Source organism: Billgrantia ethanolica (assembly GCF_021404305.1).
GTDB classification, from domain to species: Bacteria; Pseudomonadota; Gammaproteobacteria; order Pseudomonadales; family Halomonadaceae; genus Halomonas; species Halomonas ethanolica.
Genome location: NZ_JABFTX010000001.1, coordinates 897091 through 911165 on the forward strand (window position 1 = coordinate 897091; position 14075 = coordinate 911165).

Consider the following 14075-nt stretch of genomic DNA (forward strand, 5'->3'; position numbering starts at 1 on the left):
AAGGTCAAGTCGCCTCTCTGTCACCTCTCTGTCAGATTTCCAACTGCAGCCACTGCCGCCGCTGCCAGATGGTCACAAACCATAGCGAGTTGAGACAGCGATAGCCAAGCTGTACCCACCAGATGCCCAGCAGCCCCTGCTCCATGACCACACCGACCCACCATGCCAGCGGCAGGAAGACCAGCCACTGGAGTGAGAGCGTGGTGGTCATCACGGTGCGACTGGCACCGGCACCCAACAGCGCCTGGGCCAGCACCAGGGCGGCACCGTCCAGCACGATCATGACGGCGGTGAGCTGCAGTGGCAGACGGGCGAGGGCGATGAGTTCGGGGTCGCGCAGGAACAGGCCGAGGATCTGCTCCGGAAATAGCGCCATGGGCAGCGCCAGGGCGGCCAGGCACAGCCAGGCGAGACGGACCACGTCCCAGCCCCAGCGATGGGCGTCACCATGGGCCTGACGACCGAGCGACTGGCCGACCAGGCTCATGGCGGCCATGCCCAGCCCCACGCCGGGCAGGATCAACAGCAGTGAAAGGTTCACCAGCACGTGGCCCACGGCAACGCTGGCCGTGTCGATGCGCCCCAGAATCCAGAACAGCACCGCATAGCCGGCGGCGAACCAGAGCTGCTGGAAGGAGTGGGGCGTGGCCAGGCGCAGCGTGGTCAGCAGCGCGGGGCGCCGGGGCACGCCCGCGAGAAAACCGCTGGGCACGGCGTGGCGCAGGCTCAGCAGCGCCCAGAGCACGAGGCCGATGTAGAGCGAGAGAGTGGTACCCGCACCGGCCCCGGCGGCGCCCATGGCCGGCAACCCCAGGTAGCCGAAGATCAGGCACACGCTGGCTGCCACGTTGACGACGTGCATCACCAGCATGATGCGCAGATAAAAGCCGCTCTGTTCGATGCCGTTCCAGTAGCCCCGGAAGCAGAAGATCATGGCCACGGCGGACAGCGACAGCACACGCCAGCGGAAGTACTCGACCGCGACGTCATTGACCGCGGCATCGGGATTGATCAGGGCCATCAGACGCGGCGCCTGCCACAGGCACAGCAGCGTCAAGGGCAGGGATGCGAGCAGGGCGATGGCCAGCCCGGCATTGAGCGGCCTGGCCCTTACCTGCCAGGCCTCCTCGCCATGCCGTCTGGCCGTTTGTGACTGCACCCCGGAGGAGAGCCCGAAGACCAGAGCCGTGACCAGGAACATGGCATAGCCGCCGATACCCACGCCGGCCAGCGGCACCTCACCGAGCGAGCCGACCAGCGCCGCATCGATCAGGTTGATCAGGCTCTGGGTCAGCATCGCGGCGATGATCGGCGTGGCTAGGCGCAGGATACGTCGACGGCGAATCGAATCTGGCAGCATGCTCTGTCGTCGGGTTCGAGAGTGCCCCGCGCCGGGCGCGGAGCATCTGGGGGTCGTCTTCTCAGGCCGGATCGTAGGAGAGCACCGGCGAGAGCCAGCGCTCCAGCTCGGCTAGACTCATGCCCTTGCGCTCGGCCAGCGCCTCGACCTGATCGCGGGTGATCTTTCCGGTGGAGAAGTACTTGGCCTGGGGATGTGAGAAGTACCACCCCGACACCGCGGCAGCCGGCCACATGGCGAAGTTCTCGGTCAGCTCGATGCCGGCGTTCTCGGTGGCATCGAGCAGCTGGAACAGGGTGCGCTTCTCGGTGTGGTCGGGACAGGCGGGATAGCCCGGCGCCGGCCGGATGCCCTGATACTTCTCGGCGATCAGGGCGTCGTTGTCCAGGGTCTCGTCGGGCACGTAGCCCCAGAACTCCTTACGCACCCGCTCGTGCATGCGCTCGGCAAAGGCTTCGGCCAGACGGTCGGTCAGCGCCTGCACCATGATCGCGCTATAGTCGTCTCCGGCGGCCTTGTAGCGCTCGGCCAGCGCCTCCACACCGTGGCCGGTGGTCACGGCGAAGCCGCCGACCCAGTCGAGCTGGTCGCGTTCGTGGCCGTCGGCATCGTAGCGGGGGGCAACGAAATCGGCCAGGCTGTAGCAGACGCCGTCACGGTTCTTGGTGGTCTGCTGGCGAATATGATGCAGCCGGGCGATCACCTCGCTGCGCGACTCGTCGGCATACACCTCGATGACGTCGTCGTCGACGCTGTTGGCCGGCCACAGACCGATCACCCCGCGCGCCTCGACGTGCTTGCCGTCGATCAGCATGCGCAGCATCTGCTGGGCATCGGCGAACAGGTTGCGCGCGGCCTCGCCGACCACCGCGTCGTCGAGAATCTTCGGGTACTTGCCCGCCAGCTCCCAGCTCATGAAGAAGGGGGTCCAGTCGATGCGCTCGACCAGCTCCTCGATATCGTAGCCGTCGAATACCTCGAGCCCGGTGATGGCGGGCCGGGGCGGCGTATAGCTATCCCAGTCGATGGGCAGCTTGCGTTGGCGGGCCTCGGCGTAGCTCAGGTCCGCTGCCTTGGGGCGGCGCTTGGCATTGCGCTCGCGCACCTGCTCGTACTCCGCCTTGATCTCGGCCACATAGGCTGGCTTCAGCGTGGGGGAGAGCAGCTTTCCGGCAACGCCCACCGCCCGAGAGGCGTCGGTCACGTAGATCACCGGCTCGTCGTACTGCGGCTCGACCTTCACCGCGGTGTGCGCCTTGGAGGTGGTGGCGCCGCCGATCAGCAGCGGCAGCTTGAAGCCCTGGCGTTTCATCTCCTTGGCCACATGGACCATTTCGTCCAGCGAGGGCGTGATCAGCCCCGAGAGGCCGACAATGTCGGCATTGACCTCACGGGCCGTCTGCAGAATCTTCTCCGCCGGGACCATCACGCCCAGGTCGATGACCTCGTAGTTATTGCACTGCAGGACCACGCCGACGATGTTCTTGCCGATGTCGTGCACGTCGCCCTTCACCGTGGCCATGACGATCTTGCCCTTGGCTTGGGTGTCCTCGCTCTTCTCGGCTTCGATGAAGGGGATGAGGTAGGCCACCGCCTGCTTCATGACCCGCGCCGACTTGACCACCTGGGGCAGGAACATCTTGCCGGCGCCGAACAGGTCGCCGACCACGTTCATGCCGTCCATCAGCGGCCCCTCGATTACCTCGATGGGGCGCGCGGCCCGCTGCCGGGCAAGCTCGGTGTCCTCCTCGATGAAGGCGGTGATGCCCTTGACCAGGGCATGTTCGATGCGCTTCTCCACCTCCCAGGAGCGCCACTCCAGGTCCTCTTTCTTCGCCGCGCCGCTGCCGTCGCCCTTGTACTTCTCGGCCAGGTCGACCAGGCGTTCGGTGCCGTCGCTGCGGCGATTGAGCACCACGTCCTCGACCGCCTCGCGCAGTTCCTCCGGCAGGTCGTCGTAGACCGCCAGCTGGCCGGCGTTGACGATGCCCATGGTCAGCCCGGCACGGATGGCGTGATAGAGGAACACCGAGTGAATCGCCTCGCGCACCGGGTCGTTGCCGCGGAAGGAGAACGAGACGTTGGAGACCCCGCCCGAGACCATGGCGTGGGGCAGGTGCTCACGGATCCAGCGGGTGGCCTCGATGAAGTCGACGGCGTAGTTGTCGTGCTCCTCGATGCCGGTGGCGATGGCAAAGATGTTGGGGTCGAAGATGATGTCTTCCGGAGGGAAGCCGACCCGCTCGACCAGCAGCTCATAGGCGCGCTGACAGATTTCGGTCTTGCGCGCAAAGGTATCGGCCTGGCCGGTCTCGTCGAAGGCCATGACCACTACGGCGGCCCCGTAGCGACGGCACAGGGTGGCCTGCTCGAGGAACGCTTCCTCGCCCTCCTTGAGCGAGATGGAGTTGACCACCGCCTTGCCCTGTACGCACTTGAGGCCGGCCTCGATGATCTCCCACTTGGAGGAGTCGATCATGATCGGCACCCGGGCGATGTCGGGCTCGCCGGCGATCAGGTTGAGGAAGCGTACCATCGCCTCCTGCGACTCCAGCATGCCCTCGTCCATGTTGATGTCGATGATCTGGGCGCCGTTCTCGACCTGGTCCAGCGCCACTTCCAGGGCGGTGGTGTAGTCCTCCTCGACGATCAGCCGCTTGAAGCGCGCCGAGCCGGTGACGTTGGTACGCTCACCGACGTTGACGAACAGCGAGCCCTTGTCGATGTTGAAGGGCTCCAGCCCTGCCAGGCGGCAGGCGCGCGGACGCTCGGGCACCTTGCGTGGCGCCATGCCCTGAATGGCGGCGTGGATCGCGGCGATGTGCTCCGGCGTCGAGCCACAGCAGCCGCCGATGATATTGACTAGACCGCTCGAGGCGAACTCGGCGACGATGGCCGCCATCTCTTCGGGGGTCTGATCGTACTCGCCGAATTCGTTGGGCAGCCCGGCGTTGGGGTGCGCCGAGACGTAGGTATCGGCCTTGGTCGAGAGTTCTTCCAGGTAGGGTCGCAGCTCCTCGGCGCCCAGCGCACAGTTCAGGCCGATGGACAGCGGCTGGGCATGGCGCACCGAGTTCCAGAACGCCTCGGTGGTCTGGCCGGAGAGGGTGCGTCCGGAAGCGTCGGTGATGGTGCCGGATATCATCACCGGCAGCCGCTCGCCGCGGTCGTCGAACAGCGCCTCCAGGGCGAAGATGGCCGCCTTGGCGTTGAGGGTGTCGAAGATCGTCTCGATCAGGATCAGGTCGGCACCGCCCTCGATCAGCGCTTCGGCCGCCTCGTAGTAGTTGTCGCGCAACTGGTCGAAGGTGACGTTGCGCTTGGCCGGGTCGTTGACGTCCGGCGAGAGCGAGGCGGTGCGCGAGGTCGGCCCCAGCACCCCGGCCACGTAGCGCGGCACGCCGGTCTCGGCCGCCACCGCATCGCACACCTCACGGGCCAGCCGCGCCGACTCGCGGTTGATCTCCGGCACCAGCGCCTCCATGCCGTAATCGGCCTGGGAGAGGCGGGTGCTGTTGAAGGTGTTGGTCTCGATGATATCGGCACCGGCCTCGAGATAGGCGCGGTGAAGGCGCGTGACCAGATCGGGACAGGTCAGCGCCAACAGGTCGTTGTTGCCCTTGAGTTCCGAGGGCCAGTCGCCGAAGCGGTCGCCGCGGAAGTCGGCTTCCTCAAGCTTGGCATTCTGTATCATGGTACCCATGCCGCCATCCAGCATGAGGATGCGCTCGCCGAGCCGTTCGGTGAGAGTGGCGGTCAGTGCAGAAGGAAGGGCGGCCATGGGTCGGGTCGGTCTCCAGCGAAAGTCACGTCCAGGTATGTGACCGCCCATGGATCCTGGTGCTCTTTGGCAGGGGCGGCCTTGTCGGCCGGCTATGGTAGCAAAACCAGCGGCTTGAGGGCAGGGCTGGTCAAAAACCGAGCAAAACAGTCGGGATTGTCTCGAAGCCGGCTTTTGCTTACCATGATGGCATGTCACCTATGGCCGGCCCCGTTGCCGCGTCCGACCAGCGAGAACATCATGAGCGAGATCATCCAGATTACCGACAGCGCCCAGGAATACCTTGCCGAGCTGCTGGCAAAGCAGAACGTCGAGGGCATTGCGGTGCGCATCTTCATCACCCAGCCGGGCACACCCTACGCCGAGACCTGTCTTGCCTACTGCCGGCCCGGCGAAGAAGAGCCCACTGACGAGCGTCTGGAGCTCGACAAGATCGCCGCACTGATCGACAGGAACAGCATCCCCTTCCTCGAAGAAGCGGTGGTCGACTTCAACGCCGACCGCATGGGTGGGCAGCTCACCATCAAGGCGCCCAACGCCAAGATGCCCAAGGTCAACGCCGACAGTCCGCTCGAGGATCGCGTCAACTACATCCTCTACAGCGAGATCAATCCGGGCCTTGCCGCCCACGGCGGCGAGATCAAGCTGATCGAACTGACCGAGGACCAGGTCGCGGTACTGGCCTTCGGCGGCGGCTGCCAGGGCTGCGCCGCGGTCGACCTGACGCTCAAGGAAGGGGTGGAGAAAACCCTGATGGAGCGCATCCCGGAGCTGGCCGGCATTCGCGACGTGACCGATCACACCGATACCACCAACGCCTACTATCGCTGACATCGGGCGCCATCCGCCCATACCGGCTCAACAGCTCACTTCGGATAGCAGGCGGCGCGCCGCTCGAGGAGCGCCGCCCCATGCTCAACGAACGCTTACAGAAGGCGCCGCCTCGGCGCCTTTCAGCGCTTCGCCGCCTTCTCCTGCACGGGCTTCTTCCGCGCGCCGAGCGACGTCTTCCTCGGTGGGCTGCCAGGTGCGCCGCATGAGTTCGGCGTCCTGGGTGCGCAGGCGAGCCGCCTGCTCTTCGATGTGGCGCTTCTGGTCCTCGATGCGTGCCTGCAGCAGCGACTGTTCGTGGCGCAGCGTATCGATACGCTCTTCGGCGCGACTCCTCGCCCACTGGGTCTCGCGGTGCTGCTTCTCCTCGCGGCCCAGCGCAGCCTGGGTCTCGTGCAGTTGTCGCTGCAGGTTTTCCTGACGCTTCTCCAACTGCTGGGTCGCGGCATCGTAGCGTTTCTCGGCCGCCACGCGCTCCTGGCGCGCCTCATCCAGCAGCGTCATCAGGCGCGCCTCGGCGGCCTCATGGCGCTGCTCCTCCTGGTTGAGACGCGCCAAGTGCTGTGCATCACGCTCAGCCAGGGCCTGCTGATGCGCCTGAGCCTGCTGCTCGTTGTCCTGCTGCATCTTGTCGAGCTGCTGCAGGGCACGGCTGAGACGCTCCTCGAACTGGCGGGCACGCTCCTGCCACTGATCGCGCTCGGCCTCGACCCGCGCCAGGGCTGCGCTGCGCGCTTCCAGCCGCTGCTCGGTGCCAGCCACATGAGCGGATAGGGCGGCCTCGCGCTGCTCGGCATCCTCGACCTGCCGCTGCGCCTCCTGCATGGCTTCCTGCGCCTCGGCAACACGCTGGTCGGCGCGCTCGCGATACTCTGTCAGCGCCTCGCCGGCGGCCTCCTGAGCCTTGTACCAGAGATTCTCCGCCAGGCGCTGCACCGCCTCGGGCATGGCCTGCGAGGCAGGTTGCACGCGGCTGCTTTCCCGGCGCACGCGCCATTCGCGTAGATGATCGCTGATAGTAGTAAAGCTGCCGGTGCCCAACACTTCGCGAATCTTCTGCACGCTGGGGGCTTCTCCCCGCGTCTGCAGGGATTCGATAGCGCCCAGTACATCCTCGTATTGCACACCGCTGCGTGCCATGCCGATCTCCTTGATGGTGTAGCTGCTGCTCCATGCATCACGCGGCGGGCGACGCTTGTTCTTGCTCTGCCATGCGCCCGCTTGAGTCGTTCAAGCATAGCCGTTTTCCCAGCGGCGGGGAAGATAATTACATTTTATGTATTACGTAATTTACACTACACTATTAATCGAAATTCAAGATTACCCGTCTTATCTTGAAAAACTGACCGATACGCCTGATACTGGACGCTCAGGGAGTGGGACAAGGGCGAGTGTGACAAGGGCATGAGGATGTCGAGCGAGACAAGCAGGGCAGAGGCGGGCTCACAGCCCGAGCCGAAATCGAGCGAGTTGGCGCCGATTGGCGGACTGATGCCCAGCCGCCCGCACACAGGCCATACCCATATCGCCGCACAAAGCGATGCCGAAGCCGTGGCGCGCTGGCTCGCCGAATATCGCGACAGCCCGCGAACGCTGCGCGCCTATCGTCGCGAGGCTGAGCGCCTACTGCTGTGGCTGGAACGGGAAGGGCACGGGCTGGCCGAGCTGCGCCGTCACGACCTGGATGCTTATGAGGCGTTTCTCGCCTCGCCCACGCCGCGCGAGCATTGGGTGGGGCCGCCGCGACCGCGCCACGCCCCCGACTGGCGTCCTTTTCGCGGGCCGCTGTCGCCCAGCAGCCGGCGGCAGAGCCTGGTGATCCTGCAGGGCATGTTCGCCTGGTTGGTGGAAGCGGGGTGGCTCACGCACAACCCCTTTCGCCTGATGCGCGACAAGCGGCGCCGGCTGGACAACCGCCAGACCGGCATCGAACGCTACCTGGAGCGGCCGCTGTGGGAATGGCTATGGCAGTGGCTGAACGAGCCACCAGCACAGGATGCCAGCCTCAGGGAGCACTACCTTCATCAGCGTCGGCGACTGATCTTCGGCTTTGCCTATCTGCTGGCACCGCGTATCGGCGAGATGGCCGCCGCCGAGATGAGCGACTTCTTCCTGCGCGAAAGACGCTGGTGGTGGCGCGTAGTAGGGAAGGGCGACAAGCTGGCACGCATTCCCGTACCGCCCGACATGCTGGAGCTGCTGGAGCAGTGGCGAGCCACCCTGGGGCTCTCGCCGCATCCCCGGCCTGGAGAAGCGGGAGCGCTGCTGCGCGGGCTGGACGGTCAGCGCCGCCTGGGCGACAACCAGCTCTATCGGCTGATTCGGGGCACCTTTCAGGACGCCGCCGACGCCCTGCAAGCCGAGGCCGGCGAGGTGGCCGCCGCTCAGGTGGCACGGCTGCGTGCCGCCACGCCGCACTGGCTGCGTCACACCTCGCTGACCCATCAGGCCCAGGCCGGGGTCGAGCTGCGCTACCTAGCCAGCACCGCACGCCACGCGCGGCTCGACACCACGGCGCAATACCTGCACAGCGAGGACGAGGAGTGGCATCGTCAACAAGCCGCTCACGGTTTGCCCGGCAGGGCACCCGAACCGGTATAATGACCTTCGAGTCATCACGGGAGGCCACATGACCACCGAAGCCACGGCCGAGCAGGCCCAGCAGGCACTGCTGGAAGAGTTCGAGATGTTCGACAACTGGATGGATCGCTACCAGTACATCATCGACATGGGCAAACAGTTGCCGCCGTTTCCCGAGGAGTGGAAGACTCCGGAGCGCAAGATTCAGGGCTGCCAGTCCAACGTCTGGATTCACCATCGTCGCGAAGGCGATGCGCTACACTTCGACGCGGTATCCGATGCCGCCATCGTTTCCGGGTTGATCGCCGTGCTGATGCGCATCTACAACGACCGTCCGCCGGCCGAGATTCGCAGCACCAGTCCTCATTTCATGCAGGACCTGGGGCTTGACAAGCACCTGTCGCCTACGCGCAGCAACGGTCTGCACGCGATGCTGGCGAAGATCTACGAAGTCGCCGAGAGCGAGGCCGCCTGAGGTCTCGCTGCGTGCAGCGCCGAAGCATGGCGCTGCCGCTCCCTGGCCAGTATGCCGTCGGCGTCCAGGCTGGCGATGGCCACATCCGGCTGCACGGGGATCTCACCCGTCAGCTGCAGCGCCTGGTAACGGCCGCAGCACACCCTCAGGAAGGAGGCGAAGTTGGCGGGATCGTGACCGGCCTCGGCGCACTCCCGCGCCAGCCTGGCCACCAGCTGGCTGAGTGACAATCCGTCGCGCCTGCCCACCTCTTCGAGTACCGCCCAGAAGAAGCGCTCGAGGCGCACACTGGTGGAAACGCCATCGATACGCATGGAGCGTGTCTGCGGTTCCCAGAGATCTGGCTGGGCACCGATGAAAAGCCTGCACATGACTCTTTCCCCCTGATCCGGCTCGCGACCGATGCCTTAAGCATGGCGCCGGTCGCGGGCCAGGGCAAGGTGGCCAGCAATGGCCGCTCAAAGCTCGATACGCGTTCCCAGCACGGCGAGGAACTGGGCCAACCAGGCAGGGTGGGCGGGCCAGGCGGGTGCCGTCACCAGCTTGCCGTCGGTCACGGCATCGTCCACGGCGATATCGGCATAGCGACCTCCCGCCAGCTCCACTTCGGGGCGACAGGCGGGGTAGGCCGAGCAGGTGCGACCTTCCAGAACTCGTGCCGCTGCCAGCAGCTGAGCACCGTGACAGATCGCCGCCACCGGTTTGTCTTCGGTGAAGAAATGACGCACCACCTCGATGACCCGCTCGTTGAGGCGCAGGTACTCGGGGGCGCGTCCGCCGGCGACGACCAGGCCGTCATAGTCGGCAGGGTCGACGGCAGCGAACTCGGCGTTCAGGGTAAAGCGGTGGCCGGGTTTCTCGCTGTAGGTCTGGTCGCCCTCGAAGTCGTGGATAGCGGTAGCGATACTGTCGCCGGCCCGCTTGTCGGGGCAGACGGCATCGACGCGGTGCCCCACGGCCTGAAGCGCCTGGAACGGCACCATGGTTTCGTAGTCCTCGGCGAAATCGCCGCACAACAAGAGCAGTCTCTTGGCAGACATGGCGTGCCTCCTCATCGGCTCGTTGTATTGGGTGTGCCATTGAGCAGTTTGGCACGGGCGAACCGGGTGAGGGTGGTAGCGGGCTACTACAGGGTTGCTCTTGCAGGACCATGACAGCGCGGCTTCGACAGCCCGAAAGATGGCAGGGGTAGGATAAGACAATGGTGGCGATTGGCCGTAGTCTTCAGTGTCTGGTCGCGTGCTGCGAACGGCAGCGATAGTGCTCGTCGAGCTCCGGATCTTCGCGGCACAGACGCTCGCTGGGCCCGCCCGACACGGGGTCGATGCCGCCGTCGCTGCCGGGATGACAACGTACGATGCGCTTTGCCGCCAGCCAACCGCCGCGCAGCGGACCATGCACCTGGACGGCCTCGACGGTGTAATGGGAACAGCTGGGCCAGTAGCGGCAGCGTGGGCCGAGCAGTGGACTGATGACCAATTGATAGAGCCTGACGAGAGCGATCAACACCAGCCCCAGGGCGCGCGCCATCAGCCCGCCGAGACGCTGCAGCCAGACCGCCGGGCGAGTCACGCTCAGCCTTCCTTCGACGGCTTGCCGTACAGGGTGTCTGGATCGATCAGCGGCTCGCTGGTGACCCTCGCTTCTTCCCCCTCCAGCGCCACGTAGAAGCAGCTGCGCCGGCCGGTATGGCAGGCCGGTCCGTTCTGTTCCACCTGCAGCAGCAGAGTGTCGCCATCGCAATCGAGGCTGGCAGCGCGCAGGTGCTGCTGCTGACCGGAAGACTCCCCCTTGCGCCACAGCTTGCCCCGCGAGCGCGACCAGTAGCAGACACGGCCGCTGGCCAGCGTCTCTTCGAGGGCCTCACGGTTCATCCATGCCATCATCAGCACTTCGCCGCTATCGTGCTGCTGAGCGATGGCAGGGATCAGACCGTCCTGATTGAAGCGCACTTCGGCCAAGATGTGCTCAATGGGGAGGCGGGCGTCGAGCTCGGCGCGCTCGAGCCGTTTGAAGGTGTCGCTCATGACGTTTCCGTAGTGGCTGGCTTGTCGTCTCTTGCCGGCGCCGCAAGGCAAAGGTCGCAGCTGCCGAGCAGCTCGATGGTCTGACGCTCGACGCGAAACCCGAGCTCCCGCGCCCGAGCGCTGAGCTGTGCATTGACGTCGTCCAGATGTAGCTCTTCGACGCGTCCGCAGTGACGACAGATCAGCAGCTGGAAGCCGTGCGCATGCTCGGGGCAGGGGCAAGCCACATAGGCATTGAGAGACTCGATGCGGTGCACCAGCCCCTGTTCGATCAGGAAATCGAGCGCACGATAGACGGTAGGCGGGCGGGCGGCAGCATGCTCGACGGCAAGCCGGTCGAGCAATTCATAGGCCTTCAGGCCACTGCTGGTTGCCGCGATCATCTCGAGCACCCGGCGCCTGATCGGGGTGAAGCGAACCCCGCGAATCTGGCATTGTCTTTCGGCCTGCGCAAGCAGGGCAGTAGCGTCGGTCATGGTAGAGCCGATGTGTAAGGAATGGCGTCCATTCTACGTGCTGAGGCTGGCCTCGGCCAGCACGGGCTCGGGAAGCGCCTTGAGCTCGCCGTGGCGCGCGAAGTGGTGCTGCGAGAAGGCGACCCGCTCCTTGACGCTCACTCCTTCGGGCTGCTTCTCCACCAGGTCCAGGCGCGCGCGCAACCCTTCGCCATTGGCCATCTGAATGGCCAGGCCGGGGCGGGCATTGAGTTCCAGCAACATGGGCCCCCGGTTGCGATCGATGACCATGTCGGTGCCGAGATAGCCAAGCCCCGTCATCTCGTAGCAGCCGGCAGCCAGTTCCAGCAGGTTGGACCAGTCGGGAATCCGCAGGCTGGCGAGCTCGTGGCCCGTATCGGGATGGTCGCGCCGCGTACGGTCGAATTGCACGCCGCGTACCGCGGTGCCCGTGGCGATATCCAGCCCCACGCCCACCGCCCCCTGGTGCAGGTTGGCCTTGCCGTCGGAAGCCGCCGTGGAGAGGCGCATCATGGCCATCACCGGATAGCCGCGGAAGATGATCACGCGAATGTCGGGTACGCCTTCGTAAGTGTACTCCGAGAGCTTCTCGTCGAAGTTGATCAACCCCTCGATCATGGCCACGTCGGGTGTGCCACCCAGCGAATAGAGGCCGGAGAGGATATTCGAGACGTGGCGATGGAGATCCTCGATGCTCAGGCGGGCACCGCTGGGCTTGATGAAGCTCTCCCCATCGACATGCTCGATGACCAGGATGCCCTTGCCGCCGCTGCCCTTGGCCGGTTTGATGACGAACCCTGCATGACCGGCAATCATACTGCCCAGCGCCTTGACGCCGAACTGGGTGGATACGGTGCCGATCAGCGCCGGTGTGGTGATGCCGTATTTTTCCGCCAACAGCTTGGTCTGCAGCTTGTCATCCACCAGCGGGTACAGGCGCCGGCTGTTGTAGCGCCCGATATAGCGGATATTGCGCCGATTCATGCCGATGATGCCTCGGAGCTTCAGCTGCTTCGGTCGTGCCCACATGGGACTCAATCCTCGGTGACCGGTTTGAAGCGTCGCAGTTCGAGCAGTCGATAGCCCGTGTAGTTACCCAACAGCAGGATCAGCGACATGATGATGAGCTGCACGCCCAGAAAGTTGAAGGTGATATGGCGTATCCAGGGGTTGTTCATGGCCAGGTACGCCAGTACGGCAGTAATGAGGCTTCCGCCGCCTTGAATCAAGACCTCCTTGGGACCCTCTTCCTCCCACAGGATCGACATCCGTTCGATGGTCCAGGCCAGGATGATCATCGGGAAGAAGGTGATCGTCAGGCCTGCATTGAGACCCACTCGATACGATAGCACCGAAAACAGCGAAATGATCGCGATCACCGTGATGATGACCGCCGAGACTCGCGCCACCAGCAGCAAATTGAGGTAGGAAAGGTAGTTGCGTATCACCAGCCCCACCGCCACGATCAACAGAAAACCAATCATGCCGGTTGGCAGGGTCGTCTGAATGAAGGCGAGGGCGATCAGCACAGGCATGAAGGTGCCGGAGGTCTTGATGCCGACGATGATGCGCAGGAAAACCACCACCAGGGCGCCGATGGGAATCAGCAGGATGGTCTGGAAAAGGGCCTGTTCCTCCAGCGGCAGACTGTGGATCGAGAAGTTGAGCAGGGTATCGTCCACCAGTTGGCTACGCACCGCCGCCGCCGCCGGCTGATTGCGCGACAGCATCGAGAAGGTCACGCGCGAATTGGTACCGCCCTGAACTTCGAGCACGGCGCGCCCGCCGGCTTCCCACAGCAGCAGGTTGTCCGGCTGCCCCTGGTCGGCGGTACGGGGGTTGAACAGTGTCCAGTTCTGCTCGTCCTCGAACACCATGATCCAGGAAGTCAGCGACTGCCGGCGGCGGCCATCTTCGAGCATCAGCCCGCTCACCTCGCGGGCATGTACGCCGGCCTGGTTGAGCAGGCGAACCAGCAGCGGGGTGCGCTCGAACTGGGTCAGCAATAGACGGGCGTTCTCGCCCTGGCGATCTTCGCTGAAATCGCGGATCAGCTCTCGGGTGAAGGTGTAAGGATCGGCGCTGCGCATCCAGGCCCGCTCGATGACTTGGGCCGCGGCGGTATCGTAGGGCCGCTCCCAGCTGATCTCACGCAGCGGGGGGCGCACCATCTGCTGCTGACGCCTGTCTTCGGTCACCTGCAAGCGCACGGAATAATAGAGCTGCTGGCTGCCCGTGGCACTGCGAATCGACCACTGCGCGCGGCGACTGCGCTCATCCTGCAGAAAGGAGAGGCCGTAACCCGGCGAGGCCGTGTTCTCGGTCAGGATGCGATAGCCACGCTGGTGCGAAGGCAACGCCAGGTCGACCCGCACGGGATCGCCAAGCGCGGAAAAATCGACGATGGCCTCGACCTCCCAGATCTGACGTTGCTCACCGGGGGTCCAGGGCACCTCCATCTGAATGTGCCGATGCAGGCTCGTGCCGATACCAAGCACCATCAGCAAACCCACAATAAGGTAGAAGGGTAGTCGTGACATGGAGA

The 14075-nt window shown here is 64.9% G+C and carries 13 protein-coding genes; 3 read left to right on the forward strand and 10 right to left on the reverse strand.

Annotation, left to right across the window (positions count from 1 at the left end; all coding sequences use genetic code 11):
* Positions 1 to 31: 31 nt before the first annotated feature.
* Together HOP53_RS04145 and metH are read right to left on the reverse strand one after the other, a co-directional pair.
* Entirely contained in the window at positions 32 to 1360 is a 1329-nt protein-coding gene (locus HOP53_RS04145; protein WP_234268823.1) for an MATE family efflux transporter, read from the reverse strand.
* Positions 1361 to 1421: 61 nt separating this feature from the next.
* Positions 1422 to 5141, reverse strand: a complete 3720-nt coding sequence (metH, locus tag HOP53_RS04150; RefSeq protein ID WP_234268824.1) for a methionine synthase — start codon at positions 5139 to 5141, stop codon at positions 1422 to 1424.
* 240 nt (positions 5142 to 5381) lie between these two features.
* Between metH and nfuA the strand changes: the two genes are divergently transcribed.
* Positions 5382 to 5972, forward strand: a complete 591-nt coding sequence (gene nfuA / locus HOP53_RS04155) for a Fe-S biogenesis protein NfuA (protein ID WP_234268825.1) — start codon at positions 5382 to 5384, stop codon at positions 5970 to 5972.
* An 84-nt stretch (positions 5973 to 6056) separates the two neighbouring features.
* Here the strand turns inward: nfuA and HOP53_RS04160 are convergent, their stop codons facing one another.
* Positions 6057 to 7112, reverse strand: a complete 1056-nt coding sequence (locus HOP53_RS04160; RefSeq protein ID WP_234268826.1) for a DNA-binding protein — start codon at positions 7110 to 7112, stop codon at positions 6057 to 6059.
* A gap of 351 nt (positions 7113 to 7463) precedes the next feature.
* Between HOP53_RS04160 and HOP53_RS04165 the strand changes: the two genes are divergently transcribed.
* Both HOP53_RS04165 and HOP53_RS04170 read left to right on the forward strand, forming a co-directional pair.
* Positions 7464 to 8573, forward strand: a complete 1110-nt coding sequence (locus HOP53_RS04165) for a tyrosine-type recombinase/integrase (RefSeq protein ID WP_234269688.1) — start codon at positions 7464 to 7466, stop codon at positions 8571 to 8573.
* 28 nt (positions 8574 to 8601) lie between these two features.
* Complete coding sequence (locus HOP53_RS04170) at positions 8602 to 9027, forward strand: SufE family protein (RefSeq protein WP_234268827.1); 426 nt, start codon at positions 8602 to 8604, stop codon at positions 9025 to 9027.
* On the opposite strand, the gene HOP53_RS04175 is transcribed toward HOP53_RS04170, so the two are convergent.
* From HOP53_RS04175 to HOP53_RS04205, 7 genes are all read right to left on the reverse strand, one after another.
* Positions 8997 to 9398 carry a ribbon-helix-helix domain-containing protein gene (locus tag HOP53_RS04175; RefSeq protein ID WP_234268828.1) on the reverse strand — a complete coding sequence of 134 codons (402 nt, stop codon included), beginning with the start codon at positions 9396 to 9398 and terminating at the stop codon, positions 8997 to 8999. The genes HOP53_RS04170 and HOP53_RS04175 overlap by 31 nt on opposite strands.
* Positions 9399 to 9485: 87 nt before the next feature.
* Positions 9486 to 10067: a DJ-1/PfpI family protein gene (locus tag HOP53_RS04180; protein WP_234268829.1), complete on the reverse strand. Its 582-nt coding sequence runs from the start codon at positions 10065 to 10067 to the stop codon at positions 9486 to 9488.
* Between the two features lie 184 nt (positions 10068 to 10251).
* Positions 10252 to 10557: a membrane protein insertion efficiency factor YidD gene (yidD, locus tag HOP53_RS04185; RefSeq protein ID WP_234269689.1), complete on the reverse strand. Its 306-nt coding sequence runs from the start codon at positions 10555 to 10557 to the stop codon at positions 10252 to 10254.
* A gap of 44 nt (positions 10558 to 10601) precedes the next feature.
* The gene (hisI, locus tag HOP53_RS04190; protein ID WP_234268830.1) at positions 10602 to 11054 is read right to left on the reverse strand and encodes a phosphoribosyl-AMP cyclohydrolase; all 453 of its coding nucleotides are present in this window, start codon (positions 11052 to 11054) and stop codon (positions 10602 to 10604) included.
* Positions 11051 to 11530: a transcriptional repressor gene (locus HOP53_RS04195; RefSeq protein ID WP_234268831.1), complete on the reverse strand. Its 480-nt coding sequence runs from the start codon at positions 11528 to 11530 to the stop codon at positions 11051 to 11053. The genes hisI and HOP53_RS04195 overlap by 4 nt, the downstream gene beginning before the upstream one ends.
* 33 nt (positions 11531 to 11563) lie before the next feature.
* Entirely contained in the window at positions 11564 to 12559 is a 996-nt protein-coding gene (locus HOP53_RS04200) for an alpha-L-glutamate ligase-like protein (protein ID WP_234268832.1), read from the reverse strand.
* Positions 12560 to 12564: 5 nt separating this feature from the next.
* Entirely contained in the window at positions 12565 to 14070 is a 1506-nt protein-coding gene (locus HOP53_RS04205; protein WP_234268833.1) for an inactive transglutaminase family protein, read from the reverse strand.
* Positions 14071 to 14075 lie beyond the last annotated feature (5 nt).